Here is a 25891-nt window from a genome sequence, read left to right as displayed (position 1 = left end):
GCTTCGTCGCCAGCGCAAAATTGCTTCGCAATTTTGTTGCGGGCTCCTCGCAATGACGAGGAGAGAGCCTACGCCGGCGTCAGCTTCGCCACTTCCGGCTTCATGTCGTTCAGCACGCCCGTAATGGCCGCGATCAGCTCGTCGATCTGGGCCTTGGTGACGATCAGCGGCGGGCAGATGGCGATGGCATCCAGCATGTTGCGGGAGATCACGCCGCGCTCCTGGAGCATGCGGCTGGCGATGCCGCCGACGGCGCCGGGCGTGCTGGCGGCGGTCTTGCGTCCCTTGTCGAGCACGAGCTCGATCGCCGCGATCATGCCGACGCCGCGGACCTCGCCGACCAGCGGATCGCTGGTGAGCTCGCGCAGCTTGCCCTGCATGTAGCCGCCGAGCTCGGCGGCGTGCGCGACCAGGCCGCGCTCCTCGATGATCTTGAGGTTCTCCAGCGCAATGGCCGAGCCGACGGGATGGCCGCCCGCGGTGAAACCGTGACCGAGCACGCCGATCTTGTTGCTCTCGTCCGCGATCGGCTCGAACATCCGGTCGTTCAGGATGATCGCCGAAAGCGGGAAATAGCTCGAGGTGATCTGCTTGGAGACCACCATCACGTCCGGCTTGATGCCGTAGGTCTCGCAGCCGAACATCTTGCCGGTGCGGCCGAAGCCGCAGATGACCTCATCTGCGACCAGCAGGATGTCGTACTTCTTCAGGACGGCCTGGATCTTGTCCCAATAGGTCGCCGGCGGCACGACGACGCCGCCCGCGCCCATCACCGGCTCGCCGAAGAAGGCCGCGATCGTATCCGGGCCCTCCTTCTGGATCAGCGCGTCGAGCTCCTCGGCCCGGCGCGTCGCGAACGCCTCCTCGCTCTCACCGGGCGCGCCATCCTTGTAGAAATGCGGCGAGCCCGTGTGCAGGATGTTGGGCAGCGGCAGGTCGAACGAGCGGTGATTGTTCGGCAGGCCTGTGAGGCTTGCCGAGGCAATGGTGACGCCGTGATAGGCGCGCATCCGGCTGATGATCTTCTTGCGCTGCGGCTGGCCAAGCGCGTTGGAGCGATAGGCGATCAGCTTGAGGACGGTGTCGTTGGCCTCCGAGCCGGAATTGGTGAAGAACACCTTGCTCATCGGCACCGGCGCGAGCGCCACCAGCTTCTCGGCGAGGTCAATCGAGGGCCCGTGCGATTTGGCGGAGAACGTATGGTAGAATGGCAGCGCCAGCATCTGCTTGTGCGCCGCCTCGACCAGCCGCTTCTCGTTGAAGCCGAGCCCGACGCTCCACAAGCCGGCCATGGCCTCGAAATAGCGCTTGCCCGACGCGTCGAACACGTAAGGGCCCTCGCCGCGCTCGATCACCAGCGGACCGGCCTGCTGATGCGCGCGCGCATTGGTATAGGAATGGAGCTGGTAGGCCACATCCCGGGCCTCTTGCGAATTGGGCAGCATGGACATTGCGGGATTCCTCAACGGTGCGTCATTGCAGGTCATGACGCAGACCTGTCCAAACGACGAGCTTGTCCAAAGAAAACGTCGACATCTTGGCTATTGCGGCAGGCCGCAACTTGCAACGTCATTTCGTTGGCAACAAGCGCACACGAGCGTTGCAGGAAAGCAGCGCTGGCACTTCGGCAGGATATATCGCCTCGGCTAGCCTCGCCGTGCCAGCACGAAGGCCGCCGCCGCGGCGATCAATGCCGGGACGGCCGCAGCGCCAAACAGCGGCTGCGGTCCCATGTCGCGGGCCAGCATGACGCCGCCGATCAGAGGCCCCACGATCGAGCCGATGCGGCCGATGCCCAGCGCCCAGCCCACGCCGGTCGATCTGATCGCCGTCGGATAGAAGGTCGCCGTCAGCGCGTTCGAGGCGATCTGTCCCCCGACGATGCAAAATCCCGACGCGAAGATCGCGATCGTGACCAGCACGATCGAATGGCTGGCCATGCCGACGGCCGCAACCGCGACCGCCGCCCCGAGATAGGTCAGCGACAACGCGCGAAACGAGAAGCGGTCGATGAACTGGCCGAGCGTGAACGTGCCGACCACGCCGCCGACCTGGAGCATCGCACCAATCGCGGCCGCCCCCGAAACCGACACGCCGAGATCGTTCAGCACGGTGGGCAGCCAGTTCGACAGCAAATACAGGTCGAGCAGGCTCATGAAGAACACGACCCAGAGCAGAACCGTCACCGATGCGCGGCCCTCTGCAAACAAATGCGCGACGCGCAATCCCGACAATTTGGGCTCCTGGACCACGAATTTGGCATTGCCGGCGAAGGATACCCCCGGGGCTATCTTTTGCAGGAGGTTCGCCACCTCGCGGTCGCGGCCGCCCATCATCGCCAGGAACCGGATCGACTCCGGCAACGCCTTGAAGAGGAAAGGCAGAAGCAGCAGCGGCACGAGGCCGCCGACGAGGAACACCGAGCGCCAGCCGAAAGCCGGGATCATGGCGGCCGCCAGCAGCCCGCCCAGGGCCGCACCGATCGAAAAGCCTGCGAACATGATCATGACCATGGTGGCGCGGCGGCGATGCGGGCTGAACTCGGAGATCAGCGCAATCGCATTGGGCATTGCACCGCCGAGACCGAGACCGGTCAGAACGCGCAACGCGATCAGCCAGGTCGTATCCACCGCGAACACGGTGAGCAGCGTCCCGATGCCGAACACCAGCGTGCTTGCGAGGATGATGCGGCGGCGACCGATCCTGTCGGCCATCGGACCGAAGATCAGGGCGCCGATCATGAGGCCCAGAAGCCCCGCGCTGAACACCGGACCGAGGCTGCCGCGTGCCAGCTTCCATTCCTGCGCGACTGCAGGCGCGACATAACCGATGGCCTGGGTGTCGAAGCCGTCGATGAACAGCACCGCGGCGCAGACGAGCAGAACCCGGATCTGAAAGGCGCCGACCGGCTGACGATCGACATAGGCGGGAACGTCGACCGTGCCCGACACGATCTCATCCGTAGCTGTGACAGCCATGCCCAACCCCTCCCCGGCAGCTCATGCACTATTATTCTTCTTAAAATCTCTTATAGTGAGATTATAACGAAGGCAAGCCGCTACCGTGCCGCCGTTTTGCGGCCGGCGCGAATGCGGGTATCACGGCGAATACGCGAAGCTGGATCGAATCTCACTTGGTCAAAGCAAACAGTCAGGATCGGGTCCTTGCCGTGCTCGATCTCTTCACCGAGGCACGGCCGCAATGGTCGCCCGAAGAGCTCATGAAGGAGCTCGGCTACACGAGGCCGACGCTGTATCGCTATCTGAAGAGCTTGAAGGACAGCGGCTTCGTGATGCCGACGCGCGGCGGCCGGTTCGCGCTTGGCCCGCGCGTGGTGGAGATGGACTATCTCAGCCGCCGTTCCGATCCGCTGATCGCAGCAGCCACCCCGTATCTGGAGCGGCTGTCGGCCGCGCACCCCTGTACGGCCCTGGTCGTGCGCTGGTATGGCGAAAAGATGCTGTGCGTGGCTTCAATCGCCTCGGTCGTGAATCCCGTGAGCAGCTATCCGCGCGGCCGACCGATGGCGATGGGCCGCGGCGCAATCGCGCGCTCGATCATGGCCTTTCTGCCCAAGCAGCGCGTGATGCCACTGGTGACGCGCTATGCAGCCGATCTGCGCAGCGTCGGCGTCGGCGACACCTCCGACGAAATCCTGGCAGCGCTGAAACGCGTGCGGCGCGCCGGCGTCGCCGTTGCCTTTGGCGAAGTGACACCGGGCGCGGTCGGGATCGCCGCGCCGATCCTCGATGCGGGCTACCCGATCGCAAGCCTCTGCATCACGATCGCCGGACCACATGCCAAGGGCGAGTTGATCGATCGCATCAGCGCGGAGGTCCGCGAAGCGGCCCGGCAGATCTCCGAGACTGCTACAGAATAATCTCATTATTTGAGATTTTACTTGACGAGATCTGTGCGACATCTCATGAGGACGAGCGATCGCGCCTCGCGCGATGACAATCGTGGGGAAGCGATGTGAGGCAGGCTTCAGCGGATAGCGACGCGCCCGTCGTGATCGTCGGCGGCGGACCGGTCGGGATGGGTCTGGCGATCGGCCTTGGCCAGCGCGGCATCAAGACCATCGTCGTGGAACGCCACGAACAGCCGCAGCCGATCCCCAAGGGACAGAACCTCACGCAGCGGACGATGGAGCATTTCCATTTCTGGGGCGCGGAGGCAGCGCTGCGCGCGGCCCGCACCATTACTCCCGACTACGGCATCGGCGGAATGACCAGCTACGGGACGCTGCTCAGCGGCTACAATTACAACTGGCTGCAGCGCGAACTCGTCCGCCCCTTCTATTTCACCGACAACGAACGCCTGCCGCAATACGCGACCGAAGCCGTGTTGCGGCAACGGGCGGCACAGCTTCCCTCCATTGACCTGCGATACGGTTGGACCTGCCGGGATATCCGGCCTGACGCCGAGGGCGTGAGCCTCGACATCGAAAATCGCGACGGGATGACACAGAGCCTTCGCGCCGACTACGTGATCGGCTGCGATGGCAGCCGATCGATCGTGCGCGAACGCGCCGGCATCACCCAGACCCGCTCCGACCACGATCGGCTGATGGTGCTGCTGGTGTTTCGCTCCGTTGAATTGCATCGACTGCTCGAGGCCTTTCCAGGCAAGTCGTTCTACAGCGTGTTGCATCCGGACCTCGAGGGCTATTGGAAGTTCTTCGGCCGGGTCGATCTCGGCAGCACCTGGTTCTTCCATGCCCCCGTTCCGGCGGACACCACCGCCGACAATTTCGATTTCCGACGCTTGCTGCACGATGCCGCCGGCGCACAATTCGACATCGAATTCGAGCACATCGGATTCTGGGATCTTCGCTTCACGGTCGCGGACAGCTACCGCGCCGGCCGCGTCTTCGTCGCCGGAGATGCCGCGCACAGCCATCCGCCCTACGGCGGCTATGGCATCAACACCGGCTTCGAGGACGCCGCAAATCTGGCGTGGAAGCTCGCCGCGACGCTGCAAGGCTGGGCGCCAGCCGGTCTGCTCGACAGCTACGATGCCGAGCGGCGTCCGGTGTTTGCGTCCACTGCGCGCGATTTCATCGAGACTCCGATCTTCCGCGACCGCGATTTTCTTCGCCGGCACGATCCGGCGCGCGATCGGGCGGATTTCGAGGCCGCCTGGCACGAGCGGCACTCCGGCGCGCGCGCCGAGGTCAACGCCTTCGAGCCGAATTACGAGGGGTCACCAATCGTCTTTGGTCCGGCCGGCGCTGTCTGCAGCGCGATCGGCTCGCACGCCTATCCGGCGCGCGCAGGTCATCATCTCACCCCGCAACCTCTGTCGTCAGGCAACAACGTGTTCGAGGAATTGGGCGACGGCTTCACCTTGATCGATCTGACGGACGGCGCCGCGGCAACAGCTCTCGAGCAAGCCGCCGCGCGGCTTGGCATCCCGCTGAGGGTGATCAGGGACACCGCATCAGGCGGACGCGAGAAATACGAGGCGCGGCTGATCCTGGTGCGGCCCGATCAATTCGTCGCCTACGCGGGCGACAGCGCTGATGACGCGTCCGATATCCTGATGCGCGCCATCGGCCGATCCTGAGAGAAACGCTTTCGCCGCAGGCCCAAAACCCTACGCCGCGCCGTCGTCATCCGCTTCGTCGGCAGCGCGAGCGGCTTCCCTCACCTCCACCAGCGCCATCGAGAGCAGATAGACGGTCGTGGGCAAGCCGACGCGGCGCGCCGTCTCCACGGCACGCGACAAATCGCTCGCCAGCTCCTTGAGCTCGTCCCCCCGTGACAATGTCCCACCCCATCCATCCGCCGACCACGGCCGCCTAGACCGCGATGGCGCCGCTGGTTCTGATCAGTTCGGCGCTGGCATGGACTGTAGCAAAATTCCCGATCACATTCACCACCGACTGTTTGTAGACGGCGGCATCGCCCGTGCCCGGCTGCCGGCAGGCGACGGCGTCAGTGACGATCTGGTAGCGATGGCTGCGGTGAAACCCGTCGACGGCGGTAGCCAGGATGGTTTCGTCCAGGGAAAAGCCGACCAGAATGCAGCGTACATTGCGGATATTGGACATGTAGTCCACGAACCGCGCGGAGCTGTAGGCCGACGGCAGCGGGTGCTCGAACGTCATTTCGCCGGGTCGCGGCTTCGCCTCCGCGATCCAATCGGTCAGCCTGGATGCCGGATTGAACCACGCCGCCTGGGCGATGCGCTTCAGATGCATCACCGGCCAGAGATTGGTGCGCCACAGTGTCAGGAGCTCCAGGCAGCGCACGGTGGCGGCTTCGCCGTCGAGGATGACATGGCGACGCCCGGGGGTCAGATATTCGACCTGGAGATCCGCACAGACCAGGATCGACGGATCATCGGTAATGGAAGCCAGCATTGTCTTGCGCAGAGCTGCACCAATTTCAGTGATCGGCGAGTGCGAGGTCCCGTAGCGGCGAGGTCACCGCCCGCCCCGCGGATGCGTCGAGCACGCCGGGCCGGTCCCAATCGCCCTCGGGACGGATGATCACATAGGGATCGCTGTCCAGCGTGATGGCGTCCGGCCCCGGCTCGATCTCCAGCAGCATCTCCGTGTAGGAGAAATCCGAGAAGGTGATCTTGCGGTTGTGACCGAGCGGCTTGGCGCCGAAATGAGCCCAGAAATCGACCAGCCGGTCCTGCGCCTGGCCGTAGATCTTGCGAAAGCCCTTGCGCTTCACATAGTCGACGCTCGCCTGCACCAGCTTGAACGAGACGCGCGAGCGCCGATACTGATGACGCACCGCGAGCCGCTCCACCTTGGCGAAATCCCCGAAGAAGCGTACCCGCAGGCAACCCGCAGGCTCGTTGCCGACGTAGCCGATGAAGTGCGCTGCGACCATGTCGTTGCCGTCGAACTCCTCGTCGAACGGACAATCCTGCTCGGCGAGATAGACCGCCGCGCGAATGGCGGTGACCAGCATGAGGTCGTTGGGATCGCGCGCGAGGCGAATGGTGATGGCGCGGGAGTCGGGCTTGGCGAGGGGAATCCTAGTGCCGTGCATCTGCAAAACTCCTTGTTTGGATGATCGCGCCCGGCATCCGCATCGGCTGCCGATGCCAGGGCCGCTCGTAACACCAGAGATCGGGCTGGAAGCTCGGGACAGGGTCGAATCCCGTCGCCTTCATGATGTCGCGTCCGGCCACGGTTGACGGCTGCGCATAGCAATCCGCGCCGCGAAACCTTACCTGACGTAGATGAGCCGCGGCCTTGCCGAGACCGGCGATACCTCGGCCCGTCGCCGCGATCGCCCAGATGTAGATCGCTGCAACGTCTTCCTTCGCGGAAGCGAGATAGCGCGTCTCGGGTGCGGTCAGGCAGATCTCGTCGAGCAGCAGCGCATCATGTCCGCGGTCGTTGAGGAACAAGAAGGCCATGCCGCCGACCAGATTGCCCTTGCGACTGAACGTCAGGATGCTCTGAGGATCGAACGTGAAATATCGTGCAAGCTCTGCCGTTCCGATCTGCACACCCGGCACCAGCCGGTGCGCCATGTCGGAAAGCGCAGCAATTTCGGAAGATTGCGCACATCGGACATCGACGTCCGGACTGAGCGGCAATGCATCGAAATCATGCCTTGCGGCAAAGGAGCCCCTTTCCATACTCATGTCACCCCTCTATCGTCCGAGGATTTAGTGCCCCGCTATGACGATGACCTTAGCGGTTGGGGATCTGGCGTATGCAGCAGTTATTGCACCGGGGTGCTGCTTTGATGCAGCACCGTGAAGAAGCCCTGGACGCGTCCTGGGACGATTTGAAACTCTTTTTAGCGTGCGCAAAATATAAAAGTTTCCGCAACGCGGCCGAAGAACTCGGCCTCACCTCCACCACGCTGATGCGCAGGATCGACCGGCTCGAAGAGAGCATCGACTGCAAGCTGTTCCTGCGCGACCAGAGCGGGCTGACGCTCAGCGATGAAGGCGCCGCGATGATCGCCGACGTCGCGCATATGGAGCGTCATGCCTTCAACGTCTTCCGGCGTGCCTCGCGATCGTCGAACGACACGTCAGGCACCGTGCGCGTCGCGGTGACGGAAGGCCCCGGCAATTTCTGGATCCTGCCGCGGCTGATCGATTTCCAGAAGACCTATCGCAAGATCACCGTCGATCTGCGCTGCGCGATGGAGCAGGCCGACGTCGCCCGGCTTGAATCCGACATCGCGATCCAGCTCGAGCCACCGACCAATCCCGACCTGATCGTCGCCAAGCTCGGCCGCCTGCACATCTATCCCTTCGTCTCCAGGGAATACGAGAGCCTCTACGGCGTGCCGGCGTCCCTCGCCGAGTTGAAGGACCATCGCATCATCAAGCAGAGCGCGCCACAGGTCGACGACGGCGCCTACGCGCGCGTGCTTGGACTGAAGTCGCTCGAAGGCATCGTCGGGATCAAGACCAACTCTTCGGTCGGCGTGCTCTATGCGGTGGAGCGCGGCGCCGGCATCGGCTTCCTGCCGACCGTGTCGATCGCGCTCGGCGCACCGCTCGTTGCCGTCGATCTGGGCGTCAGCCACCACGCCGATCTCTGGCTCACCTATCACAAGGAATTCCGCAACTCCGAGCGCCACAAGATCGTGGTCGACTGGCTGAAGAAGATCTTCGATGCCAAGACCTATCCCTGCTTCCGCGACGAGTTCATCCATCCGAATGCGCTGGTGCCAATGATGACGGCCGCGCGCGAGGGCTTTGGGCTAACGGGTTATGTCGCGGCAACGCCGACGTAGACGCAGGGCGCGCTTCGCCCTCACCATCTGTATTCGAAGCCGACCGTGCCCTGATGCGACGTCAGCTCGTTGCGGAACTTGCCGTCATAGTTGATGTAGAGCCGCGCGACGCTGGTGAGGCTGAGCGAGGCCGAGGCGCCGGCATCCATGCCGTAACGGCTCTCCCCGATGCCGGGAACGACGATGCTCTGGGTTCCCAGGCTGACCTGCACCGATCCCAGGTTCTGGTAGAAATTGTCGACGAACTTGCCGTAGGCCGACAGGTCCAGGATCTTCTGGTCGTAGATGAAGTAGCGTCCGATCTCCGCGCCGATCATCACGCGCGCGCGTGAGAGTGCCGTGGAGCCGACGTTCAATGGATCGAGCCCTCCGGCCTCCTGGAACGCAGCGCTGGTAGCGCGCACATATTCGAGCGCGCCCTTGGGCACGACGCGCATCTGGTCCTTGGTCCAGTAGTAGCTGATCTCGGTCAGGCCACCGTCGATCGCGGCACGATAACCCGCAGTCGCAACACCAACACCGGTGTCCCTGCTGGAACGGACCTTGCCGAAACCGTGCACCACCGCGAACGCCCAGGTCCACGGTCCCTTGTCGACCGAGCCGTTGAAACCGATTTGCGTCAGGTCGAGCGTGGCCGACTGGAGCGCCAGCGGCACGTCGATGTCGGTATGGCTCTGGTCGACGGAGAAGCCGAGATTGACGCCCGGCGCGACCCGCGCGCCGAAGCCGGCGACGCCGCCAAAGGTCTTGCGCTTGTCGCCGACGAAGTCGCCCTGCGCGTCGGTCCGGACCGAGATGCCATAGCCTTCGAACCAGGTGCGGTAGAGCGGATCCTCCGTGCTCGCCGAGGCGCCGCCCCCACCGGGATTGGTGCGCAATGCACGGTTGACGCCGCTAGAGGCCTGGTTGCCGAGCCGCTCCAGGAAATTGGAGCCAAGATTGAGCGCACTGTTGCCGGCCGACTGGTCGTAATTGGTCGCGGTCGGCATGGGGGTCGGTGACGCCGTGGGTGTCGGGGTCGGGGTCGGCGTGGGCGTCGGACTCTGCGCGAAGGCTGATGTCGCAGACATCATCACGACGAGTCCAAGCGCCATGACGAGCGCAGCCGCGATCCGGCGGACACGGCCCAGCCCAACCGTCTGCCGTGTCCCGGAGAGCTGCAAGGCGCAGCGCATGACGACTAATCCCGAAGCAAAGTGGCGGAGCGCAAAAATGCAACACGAACGGCGCGCGCTTGCGGCGATTTGTGCCGAACTGCCACGCAGGGTCAACCGGTTGGCGCGCTGGAGCGGGGCTATTGCCTCGATTGTGGTTCCCTTGCCACAGGTCGCAAATTGCAGAGGGCGACAGCCGCCGCGATCTTGAAAGCCGTGCGCCGCTTGCTAACGCGCGAATTTCATGTTGCAATATTGGACACAATCGGAATTGGCCGCTCGGCTGTGCGTTTCGCGACATTGAGACTCGAACAGACTTCCGGAAGCCCGTTTGTGGCGTGGCACGCGAAACTGCGGCCGCGTCTTTTTTGTATCTAGTGGAGGAGATGAGCGATGCCGCAAAAGGGCACCGTCAAATGGTTCAACCCGACCAAGGGCTATGGGTTCATCAAGCCGAACGGCAGCGATAAGGACGTGTTCGTCCATATCTCGGCCGTCGAGCGTGCCGGACTCTCGACCCTTAATGAGAACCAGGTGGTTGAATACGACCTCGTGGAGAATCGCGGCAAAGCATCCGCGGAGAACCTCAAGGTCTCCTGATTTCTCTCAAAGCTTAGCGCGAGAGATCATGACGATGCCCCCGGCTCTGCCGGGGGATTTTGTTTGCGAAGACGAAACACGGCGCGACGGTGCTTCAGCGCACCACCGGCGACACCAGGAAATTCTCCGAGGGCCCGCTACCCGCCGTCTTGCACACATCGCCCTCGATCCGGACCTTGCCGGTTGCAAGCAGCCGCAGCGCTTCGGGATAGATGCGATGCTCCACCTCGAGAATGCGCTCCGACAGCGTAGCGCCCGTGTCGTGGTCGCTGACGGGGACCGCACCCTGCATCACGATCGGGCCGGCATCGGTCTCGGGGATCACGAAGTGCACTGTCGCGCCTGACAGTTTGACGCCGGCGCGCAAAGCTTGACCATGCGGGTCCAAACCTGGGAACGACGGCAGCAGCGAGGGATGGATGTTGAGCATCCGCCCGTACCAGGCCCTGGTGAACTCGGCCGTGAACAGGCGCATGAAGCCACCGAGACAGATCAGCTCGATTCCGTGCTCATCGAGCGCGGCCTGCAGCAGCTTTTCGAAGCCGGCCCGGTCCTTGCCGAACGGCTTGCTCTCGATCACCAGCGTGTTCACGCCGCTCGCCTTGGCGCGTTCGAGCCCCAGAGCGTCGGCCTTGTTTGAGATGACGAGCGAGATTTCCGCCGGAAAATCCGGTGCAGCAACGGCCCTGATCAGCGCGGACATGTTGGAGCCGCGGCCGGAGATCAGGATGGCGACGCGCCGCTTCATCACAGCGCCAGTCATCACTGTGCCAGTCATCACTGTGCCAGATCGAGGTGGCCGTTATAGACGATGCGATGCTCGCCCTCGGCCGGAATCACGGTACCGAGCTGCGCCACCGTCTCACCGGCATCGCTGAAGACCTGGACGACCTGATCGACCTTGTCGGGCTCGACGATCGCGATCATGCCGATGCCGCAGTTGAAGGTGCGCAGCATCTCGAGCTCGGCGATACCGGCTTGGGCGGCCAGCCATTTGAACACCGGCAGCACCGGCAGGCGTGCCAGATCGATACCGACGCCGAGATCTTTCGGCAGGACGCGCGGAATGTTGTCGGTGAAACCGCCGCCGGTGATGTGGGCGAGCCCCTTCACCGCGCCGGTCTCGCGGATCGCGCGCAGGCAGGATTTGACGTAGAGCCGTGTCGGCGTCAGCAGCGCGCCGCCGAGCGTCATGACCGGCGCGAACGGGGCCGGCGCCTCGAAGCTGAGGCCGGACTGCTCGACGATCTTGCGCACCAGCGAGAAGCCGTTGGAGTGCACGCCGGACGAGGCAAGGCCGATCACGGCATCCCCCGCGGCGATGTCCTTGCGCGGCAACAAGGTACCGCGCTCGGCGGCGCCGACGGCAAAGCCGCCGAGGTCGTAGTCGCCGTCCTTGTAGAGGCCGGGCATCTCGGCGGTCTCGCCCCCGATCAGGGCGCAGCCGGATTCGCGGCAGCCTTCGGCGACACCGGCGACGATCGAGGCGGTCGCCTCCGGGTCGAGCTTGCCGCAGGCGAAATAGTCGAGGAAGAACAACGGCTCGGCGCCCTGCACCACGAGGTCGTTGACGCTCATGGCAACGAGGTCGATGCCGATCCCGCCATGCAGGCCGGTCTCGATCGCGATCTTGACCTTGGTGCCGACGCCGTCGGTCGCGGCAACCAGGACGGGGTCCTTGAAACCGGCCGCCTTGAGGTCGAACAGGCCGCCGAATCCGCCTATCTCGGCGTCGGCGCCGGGCCGCGCGGTGGCGCGCACCATCGGCTTGATCAGATCGACCAGGCGGTTGCCCGCGTCGATATCGACGCCTGAATCGGCGTAAGTGAGGCCGTTTTTGCGGTCGGTCATGCCCGATTTCCAGTGGGTTTGCGGCTGGTTACGTCGAATTCCGGGGACGCGCAATGGCAAGCGTGGCGCCCCGCCCTATACTATGTAGATATCAACCGGTTCAGCCTTCAAACGGGCCGGATTCGAGGTCAGGCCGGGTGCCAGGAAGCGCCGCGTGAGTATTCCGAATATCATTACCCTGGGCCGCATCATGCTGGTCCCAATCATCGTCTGGGCCATCGTGTCGAGCCAAATGGAGGTTGCGTTCGCCGTCTTCCTCATTGCCGGCGTGAGCGATGCGGTCGACGGCTTCCTCGCCAAGCGCTTCAACATGACCAGCGAGCTCGGCGCCCTGCTCGATCCGCTCGCGGACAAGGCGCTGCTGGTCTCGATCTATCTGGCACTGGGGATCTGGGGCGACATCCCGCGCTGGATCGTGATCCTGGTGGTGTCGCGCGACATCATGATCGTCGCCGCCGTGATGGTGTCCTGGCTGTTCGACAAGCCGGTCGAGATGAAGCCGTCGAAGGTGTCGAAGCTCAACACCGCCGCCCAGGTGGCCTATGCGGCGCTGGTGCTGGCCTCCCTCGCCTTCGGCTTCAAGCCGGCGCCCTATGATATGATCCTGATGGGCCTCGTCACGGTCTTCACGCTCTCCTCAGTGTCGCTCTATCTCGTCGAGTGGCTGCGGCACATGAGCACGATCGAGGCCAAGTAGCACGATCGAGGCCAAATGAGCCGGGATGCGGCCCCGCAAAAGGCCAACTCCCGCTCGATGACGTCGTATCTCTTCAAACGAAGCCGGCGCGCCGGCACGGAGCACAGCAAGCGTGGCAGGCCGCGTTCATCCCCGACAATTGGCATTCTCGCTTCCGCACGCGGAAAGCCTCAGCCGGGACAATTTTCTCGAAGGCCCCGCCAACGAAGCCGGTCTTGCCCTCATCGATGCCTGGCCTGAATGGCCGAACCGGATCATGTGGCTGGCCGGCCCGGAAGGAAGCGGCAAGAGCCATCTCGCCGCGATCTGGGCCGAGGCTTCGGGCGCCCGCTCGACCACAGCCAATGGGCTGACCGCCGAAAACGTCCCGGGCGCGCTCGCCACCGGCGCGCTGGTGGTCGAGGATCTCAAGGCAAAACAGTTCGACGAGCGGGCCCTGTTTCATCTGATGAACCTCGCCCGCGAGGATGGGGCCTACCTGCTCTTCACCGGCCGCGAGGTACCGGCGTCGCTCGAGATCGAGCTGCGCGACCTGCGCTCGCGGCTGCGCGCGGTGCCTGTGATCTCGCTGCTGCCGCCCGACGACCAGCTCTTCCGCGGCCTGATCGTCAAGTTCTGCGCCGACCGCCAGCTCACCGTGGATGAGAGCGTGGTCAGCTACCTCGCCACCCGTCTGGAGCGGTCCTCGGCGGCCGCGCGGGAGGCCGTGCAGCTGCTCGACAGCGAGGCCCTGCGCCTCGGTCGCCCCGTCACGCGGGCGCTGGCCGCCGAGCTGCTTCGGGACGCCTGACCCTTCCGCCCTGGCTCCAAGGCCGCTTGACGCGGCGCAGCGGCGGAACATCAATGTCATCGAAACGTCATCGGACTAACACATGCTCCCGCCGGTTTTGCGCATAAGTCGCAAATTGGGGCGAACTGGATGGATCGACTTCTGATGGACTCTGCGCAAGCTGTTGAAATTAAAGAAAAATCCCAGGAGACCGAGGGCCTGCCGGCGATTGCCTCAAGTCCCGAGCGCTTCATCAATCGCGAGCTCTCCTGGCTGCATTTCAACCGCCGAGTCCTCGAGGAAGCGGTCAATCCCAGCCACCCCATGCTGGAGCGGGTGCGATTCCTGTCGATTTCAGCGAATAACCTCGACGAATTCTTCATGGTTCGCGTCGCCGGCATCAAGGCCCAGGTGCGCGAAGGCATTGCCGAGCGCGCTCCCGATGGCCTGACGCCGTCCGAGCAGCTCGCGCTGATCAACCGCACCGTTTCACAGCTCGCCTCCGACCAGCAGGCGATCTGGCGCGACCTGCGCAGCACGCTGGCCGACGTGGGCATCGCACTGGTCGACGGCAAGGACGTCACCAAGGCGGAACGGACCTGGATCGAGGACTACTTCCTCAACAACGTGTTCCCGCTGCTGACCCCGCTCGCGATCGACCCGGCCCACCCCTTCCCGTTCATTCCGAGCCTCGGCTTCACCATCGCGCTCCAGCTCACGCGCGCCGCCGATGGCAAGCAGATGAACGCTCTGATCCGCATGCCCGGCAAGATCGACCGCTTCATCCGGTTGCCGGCCGAGGGCAAGGTCGTTCGGCTGATCTCGCTCGAGCAGGCGACCGGGCTGTTCATCAACCGCCTGTTCCCCGGCTACAATCTCCACGGCCAGGGCGCCTTCCGCATCATCCGCGACTCCGAGCTCGAAATCGAGGAAGAGGCCGAAGACCTCGTCCGCCTGTTCGAGACCGCTCTGAAGCGCCGCCGCCGCGGGTCGGTGATCCGGCTCGAGATCGACGGCAAGATGCCGGAGGAACTGCGCAGCTTCGTGCAGCATGCGCTGTCGGCCGCCGACGACGAGGTCTTCCTGGTCGACGGCGTGCTCGCCATGAACGAGCTCTCGCAGCTCACCCGCCTCGACCGGCCCGATCTCGAATTCACCCCTTACGTGCCGCGCCATCCCGAGCGCGTGCGCGAGCATGGCGGCGACATCTTTGCCGCGATCCGGCAGAAGGACCTCGTCGTCCATCATCCCTACGAATCCTTCGACGTGGTCGTGCAGTTCCTGCAGCAGGCCGCCCGCGATCCCGATGTCGTCGCGATCAAGCAGACGCTCTACCGCACCTCCAACAACTCCCCGATCGTGCGCACGCTGGCGGAAGCCGCCGAAGCCGGCAAGTCCGTCACCGCGCTGATCGAATTGAAGGCGCGCTTCGACGAGGAAGCCAACATCCGCTGGGCGCGCGACCTCGAACGTGCCGGCGTGCAGGTCGTCTACGGCTTCCTCGAACTGAAGACGCACGCGAAGCTCTCGATGGTGGTGCGCCGCGAGGGCGGCGGCCTCACCACTTATGTCCACACCGGCACCGGCAATTATCACCCCGTCACCGCACGTATCTACACCGACCTCTCCTACTTCACCTCCGATCCGACCATCGGCCGCGACGCGGCGCGCGTGTTCAACTTCATCACCGGTTATGCCGCGCCGAGCGATCTGGAAAAGATGGCGGTGTCGCCGCTGACGTTGCGCAAGCGCATCATCGAGCACATCCAGGGCGAGACCGCACATGCGCGGCATGGCCGCCCCGGCGCGGTCTGGATGAAGATGAATGCGCTGGTCGACCCCGACATCATCGACGCGCTCTACGAGGCCTCGCAAGCCGGCGTCCAGGTCGAGCTCGTCGTGCGCGGAATCTGCTGCCTCAGGCCCGGCATTCCAGGCCTGTCGGAGAACATCCGCGTCAAGTCGATCATCGGGCGCTTCCTGGAACACGGACGAATCTACTGCTTCGGCATGGGCCAGGGCCTGCCGAGCGCGAAAGCGGCTGTGTATATCTCCTCGGCCGACATGATGCCGCGCAACCTCGACCGCCGCGTCGAGGTGCTGTGTCCGCTGCAAAATCCCACGGTGCATCAGCAGGTTCTCGAACAGATCATGGTCGCGAATCTGAAGGACAATGAGCAGAGCTGGCAATTGTTGCCCGACGGGTCCTCGACGCGTATGAAGACCGCGAAGGGCGAGGAGCCTTTCAACGTCCACAACTACTTCATGACAAATCCGAGTCTATCTGGCCGTGGAAAGTCGCTCAAGGAATCCTCGCCGCGCCGTCTCACGCGCCGTAATGAACGTCATCAATCTTGATCCGGGATCGAGGACGTGAAGCGGCCGCGTAAGCGCGGCTCGAGCGTCGCGGTCATCGATATCGGTTCCAACTCGGTCCGTCTCGTCGTCTACGAGGGACTGACGCGGAGCCTCATTCCGATCTTCAACGAGAAGACGCTGTGCGGCCTCGGGCGCGAGGTGCAGAGCACGGGCCTGCTTGCGCCCGATGCCGTCGACAAGGCGCTGACCTCGCTGAAGCGGTTCCGGGCCCTGTGCCGCGTCATGCAGGTCGGTCGCGTGTTTGCGATTGCGACCGCAGCCTGCCGCGATGCCTCCAACGGCCCCGACTTCATCGCGAAAGCTGAGCGCATCTGCGCCGTGAAGATCGAGATCCTGTCGGGCCCGCGCGAGGCGCGGCTGTCGGCACTCGGCGTGATCTCCGGTATCCATCATCCCGACGGCATCGTCGGCGATCTCGGCGGCGGCTCGCTCGAGCTGATCGACGTGCGCAAAAACAGCGTGCGCAGCGGCGTGACGCTGCCGCTCGGCGGCCTCGCTCTCCAGGACCTCGCGCACAAATCGCTCAAGCGCGCCGACCGTATCGTGCGCGAGGAGCTCGACGAGGTGCCGCAGCTCACCGCCGGCCGCGGCCGCACCTTCTACGCCGTCGGCGGCACCTGGCGCGCGCTGGCGCGCATCCACATCATCCAGAGCGGCTATCCGCTCCAGGTGATGCACGGCTACTCCATTTCCGCAGCTGAAGCGCTCGACTTTTCGCGTCGTCTCCGCCGGCTTGCGGCCGCCGACATGCTGGCCGACATCGAGATCGTCGCGGATGCCAGGCGCCCGCTCCTCACCTATGCGGCGCTGGTGCTCGAGCACATCATCCGCGTGGCGAAACCCAAGTCCATCGTGTTCTCGACCTTCGGCGTGCGCGAGGGCCTCTTGCACGAGAAGCTGTCGGAATCCGAGCGCAACAAGGACGGGCTGATCTGCGCCGCGGAAGAGCTCAATCAGCTGCTGTCGCGTTCCGCAAAGCACGCCCGCGAGCTGATCGCCTGGACCGACCGCCTCGCGCGCGTGGTGAAGCTGCGCGAGACCGAGGAGGACCGCCGCTTGCGCCACACCGCGTGCCTGCTCTCCGACATCGGCTGGCGCGTGCATCCCGACCATCGCGGCGAGCAGACGCTGAGCCTGGTCGTCAACGGCAATTTCGGCGCAATCACCCACACCGAGCGCGCCTTCGTCGGCCTGTCCGTGTTCTACCGCTATGCCGGCCTGAGCGAGGAAAACCAGCCGCCGGTGACCATGCAGGAGCTGCTGACACCGGCCCAGCTCGAACGCGCCCGTCTGCTGGGCGCGGCGTTCCGCGTCGCCCATCTGATCTCGGCGGCACGCCCGGGTGTGCTGCCGGCCACGCATTTCCGCAGCCAGGGCCGCAATCTGATGCTGGTGTTCGAGCACCGGCTCGTCGACCTCGTCGCCGACCGCGTCGGCAGCCGCTTCCGCGCCCTCGCCCGCCTGATCGGCCGCTCCGGCTCGATCGTGCGGCGCTAGAGCATGATCCGGAAAAGTGCGCAGCGGTTTTCCGAAAAGATCATGCTCAAACAACAACCTAAAGCGCGATAACGATTCATTCCAATCTCATCGCGCTTTAGACCCGCTGGCCGGTCCTGATCCTCCCTGGACGCTTCTTGAGCCACATGATCGCGCCGCTGATGAACAGGGCGAGAGGTGCGAAGCCGGTTGCGAACACGAACAGGCGCCCGATCAGCCCGAACGTCGCGCCGTTATGGATCCAGAGCTGTTCGGCCAGATAGCGATCCCCCATCGACATCGCGGCCGAAGTGCGATCGTGTACCACTGCGCCACTCCATGGATCGAGCCAGATCGCCCCCCGGGCACGTACCGCGGGATCAGCACCCGCGGCCCGGAACTGCACCCGCCACGTGTTGCGCGTTTCGGTGGGCGGGCTCAGCATGGCAACCGCCATGCCCGGCTTGGCCGCTTGCGCGCTCCGCATGATCGCATCGGGTGATAGCGGCGGTGTCCCCGTGGGGGGCGGCGCTTCGATCCGCGGCGACGGATCGGCTGTCGGTTGCGACACAAGGCCAACGATGGGACGCACGACGTCGGGAAAAATGATCCCGACGCCGGTCATCGAGATCCCCGTGAGCGCGAGCAGAGCCCAAAAGCCGGCCGTACCGTGGACGTCGAAGACAAATCGAAGCAGCGAAACGTCCTTCCGGACCGACACCGATCGCCAGAATCGACCCGGCCTCGGCCACCACAAGATGAGGCCTGACATGGCCAGGCCGAGCAGCATGAACCCGACAACGCCGACCAGCTCTCTGCCCCACCACTCATAGAGCAGCAGCGTGTAGTGCAGACGATAAACCTTGAGGGAGAACGCGTTGACGTAGTCACGCCGCCCGAGCACCTTCCCGTTCGAAGGATCGACCATGGTCGTCCAGCGATTCGGGTAGCGGCCTTTCGCAGTTTCATGCGCATGTATCACGACCCAGACCGGCCAAGTCCGATCCGGCGCGAGGATCGTGGCTATCGGCGCGGGATCCGCTGCCGCGGCGGCGCGCATCACCTCGCTCAGCGTAGCCTCTCGTTCCCGACCGGCAGGAGTGTAAAGCGCCGGGTTCAGGGCGGCGTCGATTTCCCGATAGAAGACGATGAAGCTACCCGTGAGGCCGATCAGCACCACGACGATGCCGCCGAGCAATCCGAGCCAGCGATGAGCCCACAGAAGCCCGCGCCGTGCGCGTCCGGTGAGGTTCGAGGCCGGCAACATCGCCATTGCGCGCGTCAAAGCCGACCCGCCTCAGAAATCCGTCGACATCGACAGCAGCAGGGTTCGCGGTACACCATGCGACAATGCGGAGAAGCTCGCCACGCCAGCCCAGTAATTGGTATCGAACACGTTCTGAACCAGGGCCCGGATCGTCACCGGCCGGTTGTTGATCCGCGTGTTGTAACGGGCACCGAGGTCGAGCCTCGTCCAGGCCGGAACGACCTGCGTGTTCGCCGCATCCAGATATTGGTGTCCCGTATAGATGGTGTTTGCGACCAGCGTCAGTCCGGGTGCGAACGGGGTGTCCCATTCGGCGGACAGGTTTGCCTGCACCTGAGGCACACCGATCGGCGTCTTGCCGAGATTGGTTGGGGCGCTTGTCTTTGTCAGCTCCGCATCGATCAACGTCACGCCGCCAAGGACCCGTATGCCCGGCTGTACCTCTCCGAATACGGTGAACTCCAGGCCGCGATTGCGCTGTTCGGCGTCGGCCCGGAAGATCTTGTCGACCCCCAATTGTCCCGACGGCTTGGTGATCTGGAACACGCTGATCGTGGTGGCCAGCATTCCGAAGTCGACCTTGACGCCTGCCTCGTGCTGCTTGCTGAAGTAAGGCGCAAGAACTTCCCCCTGATTGCTCGCGGTCGTCGGTGCGACGTCGCCCTTGCTGAGCCCTTCGATGTAGTTGGTGTAGAGCGAAACGTTGCTCCAGGGCTTGACGACGAGGCCGATCATCGGCGTGAGCGCCGTCTGGTCATAGGAGGACGTGACCGCTCCCGTGGTGGTATTGAAGTTGTTGGACTTCACCCCCTGCTGGCGCACGCCGACGGTCAGCTGAAGGCGCTCCTGAAAAACCGACAAAGTGTCAGCCAGCGCCAGGCCGGTCAGTTCGGTATCCGAAAGCTTCGGAACAGTCGCGGGAGCAGCAACGAGCTGCTCAGGACGGGTGATCGGCGCATAGATGTTGGACAGAACCGGCGTCCCGGACACAGAGCCGCGTGAGATCTGATCCGTGTAGTAGCTGCCCTGGAAACTCACGGCGTGACTGATCGCGCCGGTTTCAAACCGGGCGCGCACACCGGCGTCGGCGACATTCCTGTCGATATCGAATTTGAAGCGTCCCGGTGTCGACGTGGTGTTGCCGGCCGCGTTCAGGATCGTCGGCGTGCCGAACAAGCGATCGACCTGGGTCCTGCCACCACCGCCGTCGGCGAACACCGTCACGGAATCCGTCACATCGTATTCGGCGCGCGCCAGCAGCGAGTTGTCATGAACCTTGGCCCATTCCCAGGCCTGCGTGACATTGCGCCTCCCGACCGGCGCGGTCGGGACAGCTACGCCTGTTGCGACCAGAAACGGTCTCGTGGGCGCGTCGAACTTTTCTTCCTGATCGATGAAGTCGAGCGATGCTCTGAATTTCTCACCGCGATAATCGAATGCGGCGGCGCCGACATGCGCCTCCCGGTTCTGGTTGTCCAGCGGCGTATCACCATTGTGATAGCTGCCATTGACGCGAATTCCGAATTCGCGGTTCTCGCCGAACCGTCGGCTGACGTCGAGATGCGTGCCGAACTGGCTGTTCGTCGCGTAGTCGGTCGTAACCCGTGTGAGATCGACATCAGAGGCACGCTTCGGGACGATATTGATGGTGCCCCCGACGCTGCTGTTCGGGGCCATCCCGTAAAGCAGCGCGGTCGGGCCCTTGATGATCTCGATCCGTTCGACGTAGTCGGTGAAGACACGGTAGTTCGGTGCAACACCGTAGACACCGTTGAAGGCAATTTCTCCGACATTCCCCTCGCCGATCGGAAAGCCGCGGATGAAGAAGGAGTCGAGAATGCCGCCGGTCTGGCCGGTGAAACGGACCGAAGGGTCGTTGCTGACAACGTCGGCTATCGTGCTGGCCTGCTGATCTTCGATCTTCTTCGCCGTGTAACTGGTGATGTTGAACGGCGTGTCCATGAAATCCCTGTTGCCCAGCAAGCCGATCTGGCCTCCGCGGGCGACCTGCCCACCTGGGTAGGAGGGCGGGAGTGCGCCGGGCCTTGCGGCAGCGGGCTTCGCTTCCGCCTGCATCCTGGCCCGCTCATTCGCGGGCGCGCTTTGACGGCCCGCCCTTCGACTTGGGTTCAAACGCGGGCGTGCACGCTGCTTCGGCACGTCGGCAGTGACGGTCACCGCCGGCAAGGCTGTCGCCGTCTCCGGCGCAGCGCTTTGCGCGCTGATGCGGTGAAGGAAGCCGTCGCCGAACAAGGCGATGGAGACCAGAGAGGCCGCGAAAGCCATCGGTCTGGAGAACTTCGGATGTGATTTGACGGTAGCGGCAAGAATAGCAACAGGGCGGCAGGTGGCTCTCGAAGACATTTCTCAACAGCTTCCGGTTTGACAGGAATAAATACCGGAGCGACGTGCCGCGGCATGAGCCGCCAAGTCAATAAAAACGCCTTTGTTTTCAGTAGTTTATAATAAGTCAAAGTCTAAATCGCGCAGAGGTTGAGAGCGCTGTGGGTCACTCACGAAGTGCCGGACCGCACTGTGCGTGACCGCCTGACGCGCGAGTCCGCCATGGGGCGGCAATGCTCACCGGCGTGCGGAGCTATGATGACCGGTTCAGTGGGGACGGCTGCTGTCGCAACGTCTGTCGGAATGATCGCGCGCGACACCTCTCCCCGCCGGGAAGAGGCAAGCAAAACCAGATCATGCCGTAGAGATTACTCCGCCGAGGCCTTGGCGTGGCGCTCGGAGGATTCGAGCGCGGCCTGGCTCAGGCTACGCCGGCGCCAGATGGAGCCGACGACCAGCACGACGACGACACCGAGAGCTGCGCACAGATATTCGCCGCCTCCGCCGCCATGGGCGAATTGGGGCGGGATGCGCAACGCGCCGAGCATGCTGTCCAGCGAGGCACCGAGCGGGCCGTCGAACAGCGTGTGCAGCTTCGGCGCGATGCCGGGATCGGTCGCGATCACCTCGCCCGAGATCCAGCCGAGCAGTGCTGCGCCCGCCCAGACCAGAACCGGCAGCTTTGCCAGCAGTGCCATGATCAGGGCCGCACCGGCGACGATCAGCGGCACGCTGATGGCGAGACCGAGGATCAGCAGCGGCACGCTGCCATTGGCGGCGGCGGCGACCGCAATGACGTTGTCGAGACTCATGACGATGTCGGCGACGACGACGATCTGCACCGCCTGCCACAGATGCGAGGCGGACTCGACGCCCTCCTCGTCCTCGTTCTCCGGCACCAGGAGCTTCGCCGCGATCACGATCAGCGCGAGACCGCCGACGAGCTTGAGGTACGGCAGCTCCATCAGGCTCGCGACGATGCCGGTGAAGATGATCCGCAGCAGCACGGCTGCGCCGGCGCCGAAGATCATGCCCCACAGCCGGTGCCGCGGTTTGAGGCCGCGGCAGGCGAGCGCAATCACCAGCGCGTTGTCGCCGGAGAGCAGGATGTTGATCCAGATGATCTTGCCGACCGCAATCCAGAAGGTCGGTTCGGCCATCTCGTTGCGAAACTGGGTGAAGAATGCCCCGATCGTAGCGGGATCGAAGACCTGCCAGAGCCAGTTCACAATACGTCCTTTCGCCCCGTCGATATTAACCTATCGGCTGATCAGCCGACGATCTCGTTGCCCGAGAAGAACTGCGCGATTTCGATCGCGGCGGTCTCCGGCGCATCCGAGCCGTGAGCGGAATTCTCGCCGATCGACTTTGCGTAGAGCTTGCGGATGGTGCCGTCGGCGGCCTTGGACGGATCGGTCGCGCCCATCGCGTCGCGGTACTTGGCAATGGCGCCCTCGGCTTCCAGCACCTGGACCACCACGGGGCCCGAGGTCATGAACTCGACGAGCTCGCCGAAGAACGGGCGCGCCTTGTGCACGGCATAGAAGGTCTCGGCCTGTTCCTTGGTCATGCGGATGCGCTTCTGCGCGACGATGCGCAGGCCCGCCTTCTCGATCACGGCGTTGACCGCACCGGTCAGGTTACGCGCGGTCGCATCGGGCTTGATGATCGAGAAAGTGCGTTCGATGGCCATAATCTTGTCCTTGAGAAGAAAGCGGTGGTTCGGAGTTGCCGGGCTTATATCGGCGCCATCGCCCGACGGCAAGCGACCGCAAAAACGGCCTCACAGGCGCTTCGCCGCAGGGCCCGCCCCGGATTCCAGCATGGATTACAACGATTTCATCCAGATGAACCCAATCTGAAACCCCCGTCAGGGTTCGGTTCAGCTTCGCCGGCGTAAGGTCGGGCCTATCGAAACCGAAAGCCCGATCATCAGGCAGACCGTTTCGGCGGCCTTTCCATCGACGCGATAGCCCCGCGCCGGCAGTCTTTAGGAGATCACCATGTTGAGGAAACTTTCGCTTGCCGCTGTCGCCGCGGTTGCGCTGGGTGCCGCGCTGGCGCCGACCTCCGCCTCCGCTCACTGGCATGGCGGCTGGGGCTGGCACGGCGGCGGCGGTGGCTGGCATCACGGCTGGGGTGGACCGCGCTTCTATGCCGGCGGCCCCGTCTCCTACGGTTATGGCGGCTGCTACGGGCGCCGGCTGGTCCCGACCCCCTGGGGACCCCGCTGGCGGCTGATCAACCGCTGCAACTGAGCCCGACAGCACCTTCCTGAGGTACCTAGGCCCCCCAGGTACCTTCCAAGCGAAGCCCCGGCGTTCCCCTGCGCCGGGGCTTTGTATTTGGGCGGCCTTTGCCCGGCTTCATGCAATTTTTACTAGAGTGCCGGGCAATCTCCGCGAGCGGCGAAACCATTTGGGGGGCCAAGGGCTTGGTACCGTGTCATCACTTTGAGAACACGGAACCCCACAATGGCTGGCCTTTTTGCCAATGACAGCGAACAGATCGACCGGCGCACCAGCCGCTCGATCTGCGATGCGGTGGGCGAACGGCTTCAGCAGAGCCTGCGCCCCGAACCACGGCTCCCGACGCATCTCGAACAGCTCCTCGACGAGTTGAAGCAGCGCGACCGCGATTCGCACTGACGTGAGGCTCACGCAAAAACGGGTTGCGTTCGACGCGCCTTGCGGTGACAAGGCCGCATGCTTGCTATCACCGACCTCTCCCTCCGCCTTGCCGGACGCCTTCTGATTGACCAGAGTTCCGTGCAGATCACGCCCGGCGCGCGCGTCGGCATGGTCGGGCGCAACGGCACCGGCAAGTCGACCCTGTTCAAGGTGATCCGCGGCGAGCTGGCGGCCGAGCACGGCACGGTCACCCTGCCGCCACGCTGGCGCGTCGGCAGCCTCGCGCAGGAGGCCCCGAACGGCCCCGAGAGCCTGATCTCCGTCGTACTCAAGGCCGACCTCGAGCGCGACGCGCTGCTTCACGAAGCGGAGAGCGCGACCGACCCGCACCGGATCGCCGAGATCCAGACCCGCCTCGTCGACATCGACGCCCATTCGGCGCCGAGCCGTGCGGCCGCGATCCTCTCCGGCCTCGGCTTCTCCGCCACCGACCAGCTCCGCCCCTGCGCCGAATTCTCCGGCGGCTGGCGCATGCGCGTTGCGCTCGCCGCCACGCTGTTCGCCGCCCCTGACCTCCTGCTCCTCGACGAGCCCACCAACTATCTCGACCTCGAAGGCACGCTGTGGCTCGAGGATCACCTTGCGCATTATCCGCGCACGGTGATCGTGATCAGCCATGACCGCGACCTGCTGGAAAGCTCGGTCGACCAGATCCTGCATCTGGAGCGCGGCAAGCTCACGCTCTACAAGGGCACCTATTCCTCCTTCGAGGAGCAACGGGCCATGCGCGAGCTGCTCGATGCCAAGGCGGTCAAGCGCCAGGAAGCCGAACGCGCCCGTCTGCAGTCCTTCGTCGACCGCTTCAAGGCGAAAGCCTCGAAAGCCCGCCAGGCGCAATCTCGTGTAAAAATGCTGGAGCGGCTGAAGCCGATCACGGCGCTGGTCACCCAGGACGTGCGCGAAATCAGCTTTCCCGCGCCGGAGAAAATCCTGTCGCCGCCGATCATCGCCGCCGACAACGTCGTGGTCGGCTACGATCCGAACACGCCCGTGCTTAACCGCGTCACCTTGCGCGTCGACAATGACGACCGCATCGCGCTCCTTGGTTCCAACGGCAACGGCAAGTCGACGCTGGTGAAACTGCTCGCGGGCCGCCTCGCACCGTTCTCGGGCAAGGTGACGCGTGCCGACAAGCTCTCGATTGCCTATTTCGCCCAGCACCAGCTCGACGAATTGAACGAGGATGCCTCGACCTACGACCACGTCCGCAAGCTTATGGGTGAAGCGCCCGAGGCCAAGGTGCGCGCACGCGCCGGCGCCATCGGATTCTCCGGCAAGGCAGCCGATACCAAGGTCGGGAAATTATCTGGCGGCGAGAAGGCGCGCTTGCTGCTGGGGCTGGCGACCTTCTTCGGCCCCAACATGATCATTCTGGACGAGCCGACCAACCATCTCGACATCGACAGCCGCGCTGCGCTTGCGGAGGCGATCAACGAATTCCCCGGCGCCGTCATCATGGTTTCGCACGACCGCTATCTGATTGAGTCCTGCGCCGACCAACTCTGGATCGTCGCCGACCGGACCGTGACCAATTACGACGGCGACCTCGACGAGTACCGCCGCCTGGTGCTGTCGGCGCGCAACGGCGAGCCCGCCCCGCGCGAGCGTAGCGCCGCGAGCGAGAAGCCGCAGCGCCCGAGATCGGACAATCGGGGTTCGCTGAAGAAGCGCATCGCGGAAGCCGAGAGCGAGATCGCCCGCGTCAGCGAGATCATCACCAAGATCGACACCGCGCTCGCCCTGCCCGACATCTTCACCCGGGATCCCAAGCAGGCCGCGCAACTGTCGAAGGCGCGCGCCAACGCCGCCGACGCGCTGGCGCGTGCGGAGGAACAGTGGCTGGAGGCGAGCACGCAGTTCGACGAAGCGGCGGGCTAGACTCAAAATCTGAAAAACAACCCCATGCACAGTAGCGGGGCTGGTGCGGCCGGAGCGT

The 25891-nt window shown here is 64.3% G+C and carries 24 protein-coding genes; 11 read left to right on the top strand and 13 right to left on the bottom strand.

The window, feature by feature from the left end; all coding sequences use genetic code 11:
• Nucleotides 1–68: 68 nt before the first annotated feature.
• Both ABIB95_RS04945 and ABIB95_RS04940 read right to left on the bottom strand, forming a co-directional pair.
• On the bottom strand, nucleotides 69–1451 hold the full coding sequence (locus ABIB95_RS04945) for an aspartate aminotransferase family protein (RefSeq protein WP_071914591.1): 1383 nt from the start codon (nucleotides 1449–1451) through the stop codon (nucleotides 69–71).
• Between the two features lie 195 nt (nucleotides 1452–1646).
• Nucleotides 1647–2978 carry an MFS transporter gene (locus tag ABIB95_RS04940; protein WP_354238079.1) on the bottom strand — a complete coding sequence of 444 codons (1332 nt, stop codon included), beginning with the start codon at nucleotides 2976–2978 and terminating at the stop codon, nucleotides 1647–1649.
• Between the two features lie 155 nt (nucleotides 2979–3133).
• Here ABIB95_RS04940 and ABIB95_RS04935 point away from each other — a divergent pair, with 155 nt between their 5' ends.
• Complete coding sequence (locus ABIB95_RS04935; RefSeq protein ID WP_354238078.1) at nucleotides 3134–3880, top strand: IclR family transcriptional regulator; 747 nt, start codon at nucleotides 3134–3136, stop codon at nucleotides 3878–3880.
• A 95-nt stretch (nucleotides 3881–3975) separates the two neighbouring features.
• Nucleotides 3976–5568, top strand: coding sequence for an FAD-dependent monooxygenase (locus ABIB95_RS04930; protein WP_354238077.1), 1593 nt, complete (start codon nucleotides 3976–3978; stop codon nucleotides 5566–5568).
• 30 nt (nucleotides 5569–5598) lie between these two features.
• Here ABIB95_RS04930 and ABIB95_RS04925 read toward each other — a convergent pair whose 3' ends face one another.
• From ABIB95_RS04925 to ABIB95_RS04910, 4 genes are read right to left on the bottom strand one after another with little or no spacing between them, the layout of a single operon-like run.
• Nucleotides 5599–5769: a hypothetical protein gene (locus ABIB95_RS04925; RefSeq protein WP_354238076.1), complete on the bottom strand. Its 171-nt coding sequence runs from the start codon at nucleotides 5767–5769 to the stop codon at nucleotides 5599–5601.
• Nucleotides 5770–5803: 34 nt separating this feature from the next.
• Nucleotides 5804–6367, bottom strand: a complete 564-nt coding sequence (locus tag ABIB95_RS04920; RefSeq protein WP_354238075.1) for an isochorismatase family protein — start codon at nucleotides 6365–6367, stop codon at nucleotides 5804–5806.
• A gap of 25 nt (nucleotides 6368–6392) precedes the next feature.
• A complete protein-coding gene (locus ABIB95_RS04915) occupies nucleotides 6393–7013 on the bottom strand; it encodes a GNAT family N-acetyltransferase (RefSeq protein ID WP_063983664.1) in 621 nt (206 codons plus the stop codon).
• Nucleotides 7000–7617: a hypothetical protein gene (locus ABIB95_RS04910; protein ID WP_063983665.1), complete on the bottom strand. Its 618-nt coding sequence runs from the start codon at nucleotides 7615–7617 to the stop codon at nucleotides 7000–7002. Before ABIB95_RS04910 ends, ABIB95_RS04915 begins: the two co-directional genes overlap by 14 nt.
• Nucleotides 7618–7688: 71 nt before the next feature.
• Between ABIB95_RS04910 and ABIB95_RS04905 the strand changes: the two genes are divergently transcribed.
• Entirely contained in the window at nucleotides 7689–8729 is a 1041-nt protein-coding gene (locus ABIB95_RS04905) for a LysR family transcriptional regulator (protein ID WP_354238074.1), read from the top strand.
• 20 nt (nucleotides 8730–8749) lie between these two features.
• On the opposite strand, the gene ABIB95_RS04900 is transcribed toward ABIB95_RS04905, so the two are convergent.
• Nucleotides 8750–9904, bottom strand: a complete 1155-nt coding sequence (locus ABIB95_RS04900; protein ID WP_354238073.1) for an autotransporter outer membrane beta-barrel domain-containing protein — start codon at nucleotides 9902–9904, stop codon at nucleotides 8750–8752.
• 372 nt (nucleotides 9905–10276) lie between these two features.
• Between ABIB95_RS04900 and ABIB95_RS04895 the strand changes: the two genes are divergently transcribed.
• Nucleotides 10277–10483, top strand: a complete 207-nt coding sequence (locus tag ABIB95_RS04895; RefSeq protein WP_007591938.1) for a cold-shock protein — start codon at nucleotides 10277–10279, stop codon at nucleotides 10481–10483.
• Between the two features lie 94 nt (nucleotides 10484–10577).
• Here ABIB95_RS04895 and purN read toward each other — a convergent pair whose 3' ends face one another.
• Together purN and purM are read right to left on the bottom strand one after the other, a co-directional pair.
• A complete protein-coding gene (gene purN / locus ABIB95_RS04890; protein ID WP_354238157.1) occupies nucleotides 10578–11231 on the bottom strand; it encodes a phosphoribosylglycinamide formyltransferase in 654 nt (217 codons plus the stop codon).
• A gap of 29 nt (nucleotides 11232–11260) precedes the next feature.
• Complete coding sequence (gene purM / locus ABIB95_RS04885; RefSeq protein ID WP_354238072.1) at nucleotides 11261–12334, bottom strand: phosphoribosylformylglycinamidine cyclo-ligase; 1074 nt, start codon at nucleotides 12332–12334, stop codon at nucleotides 11261–11263.
• Nucleotides 12335–12488: 154 nt separating this feature from the next.
• Here purM and ABIB95_RS04880 point away from each other — a divergent pair, with 154 nt between their 5' ends.
• The 4 genes from ABIB95_RS04880 to ppx all read left to right on the top strand — a co-directional run bounded on the left by ABIB95_RS04880 (nucleotide 12489) and on the right by ppx (nucleotide 17676).
• Nucleotides 12489–13031 (top strand): CDP-alcohol phosphatidyltransferase family protein, encoded by a 543-nt coding sequence (locus ABIB95_RS04880; RefSeq protein ID WP_071914606.1) that lies wholly within the window; start codon nucleotides 12489–12491, stop codon nucleotides 13029–13031.
• 112 nt (nucleotides 13032–13143) lie between these two features.
• Nucleotides 13144–13821, top strand: coding sequence for a P-loop NTPase family protein (locus ABIB95_RS04875; RefSeq protein WP_135215301.1), 678 nt, complete (start codon nucleotides 13144–13146; stop codon nucleotides 13819–13821).
• 144 nt (nucleotides 13822–13965) lie between these two features.
• A complete protein-coding gene (locus ABIB95_RS04870) occupies nucleotides 13966–16158 on the top strand; it encodes an RNA degradosome polyphosphate kinase (protein ID WP_354238156.1) in 2193 nt (730 codons plus the stop codon).
• 15 nt (nucleotides 16159–16173) lie between these two features.
• Entirely contained in the window at nucleotides 16174–17676 is a 1503-nt protein-coding gene (ppx, locus tag ABIB95_RS04865; protein ID WP_041957841.1) for an exopolyphosphatase, read from the top strand.
• 97 nt (nucleotides 17677–17773) lie between these two features.
• Here the strand turns inward: ppx and ABIB95_RS04860 are convergent, their stop codons facing one another.
• The 4 genes from ABIB95_RS04860 to ndk all read right to left on the bottom strand — a co-directional run bounded on the left by ABIB95_RS04860 (nucleotide 17774) and on the right by ndk (nucleotide 22958).
• Nucleotides 17774–18928 (bottom strand): PepSY-associated TM helix domain-containing protein, encoded by a 1155-nt coding sequence (locus tag ABIB95_RS04860; protein WP_354238071.1) that lies wholly within the window; start codon nucleotides 18926–18928, stop codon nucleotides 17774–17776.
• 24 nt (nucleotides 18929–18952) lie between these two features.
• A complete protein-coding gene (locus ABIB95_RS04855) occupies nucleotides 18953–20998 on the bottom strand; it encodes a TonB-dependent receptor (RefSeq protein WP_354238070.1) in 2046 nt (681 codons plus the stop codon).
• 635 nt (nucleotides 20999–21633) lie between these two features.
• Nucleotides 21634–22494: a TerC family protein gene (locus ABIB95_RS04850; protein ID WP_354238069.1), complete on the bottom strand. Its 861-nt coding sequence runs from the start codon at nucleotides 22492–22494 to the stop codon at nucleotides 21634–21636.
• A gap of 41 nt (nucleotides 22495–22535) precedes the next feature.
• The gene (ndk, locus tag ABIB95_RS04845; RefSeq protein WP_027535388.1) at nucleotides 22536–22958 is read right to left on the bottom strand and encodes a nucleoside-diphosphate kinase; all 423 of its coding nucleotides are present in this window, start codon (nucleotides 22956–22958) and stop codon (nucleotides 22536–22538) included.
• A gap of 310 nt (nucleotides 22959–23268) precedes the next feature.
• On the opposite strand from ndk, the gene ABIB95_RS04840 reads away from it, so the two are divergent.
• The 3 genes from ABIB95_RS04840 to ABIB95_RS04830 all read left to right on the top strand — a co-directional run bounded on the left by ABIB95_RS04840 (nucleotide 23269) and on the right by ABIB95_RS04830 (nucleotide 25833).
• Nucleotides 23269–23523, top strand: a complete 255-nt coding sequence (locus ABIB95_RS04840; RefSeq protein WP_354238068.1) for a sulfur globule protein precursor — start codon at nucleotides 23269–23271, stop codon at nucleotides 23521–23523.
• Nucleotides 23524–23739: 216 nt separating this feature from the next.
• Complete coding sequence (locus ABIB95_RS04835; protein WP_166096073.1) at nucleotides 23740–23913, top strand: hypothetical protein; 174 nt, start codon at nucleotides 23740–23742, stop codon at nucleotides 23911–23913.
• A gap of 57 nt (nucleotides 23914–23970) precedes the next feature.
• Nucleotides 23971–25833 carry an ABC-F family ATP-binding cassette domain-containing protein gene (locus ABIB95_RS04830; RefSeq protein WP_354238067.1) on the top strand — a complete coding sequence of 621 codons (1863 nt, stop codon included), beginning with the start codon at nucleotides 23971–23973 and terminating at the stop codon, nucleotides 25831–25833.
• Nucleotides 25834–25891 lie beyond the last annotated feature (58 nt).

This window comes from Bradyrhizobium sp. LA2.1 (assembly GCF_040547725.1).
Lineage (GTDB): Bacteria > Pseudomonadota > Alphaproteobacteria > Rhizobiales > Xanthobacteraceae > Bradyrhizobium > Bradyrhizobium barranii.
This window is presented reverse-complemented; position numbering and strand designations above follow the sequence as displayed.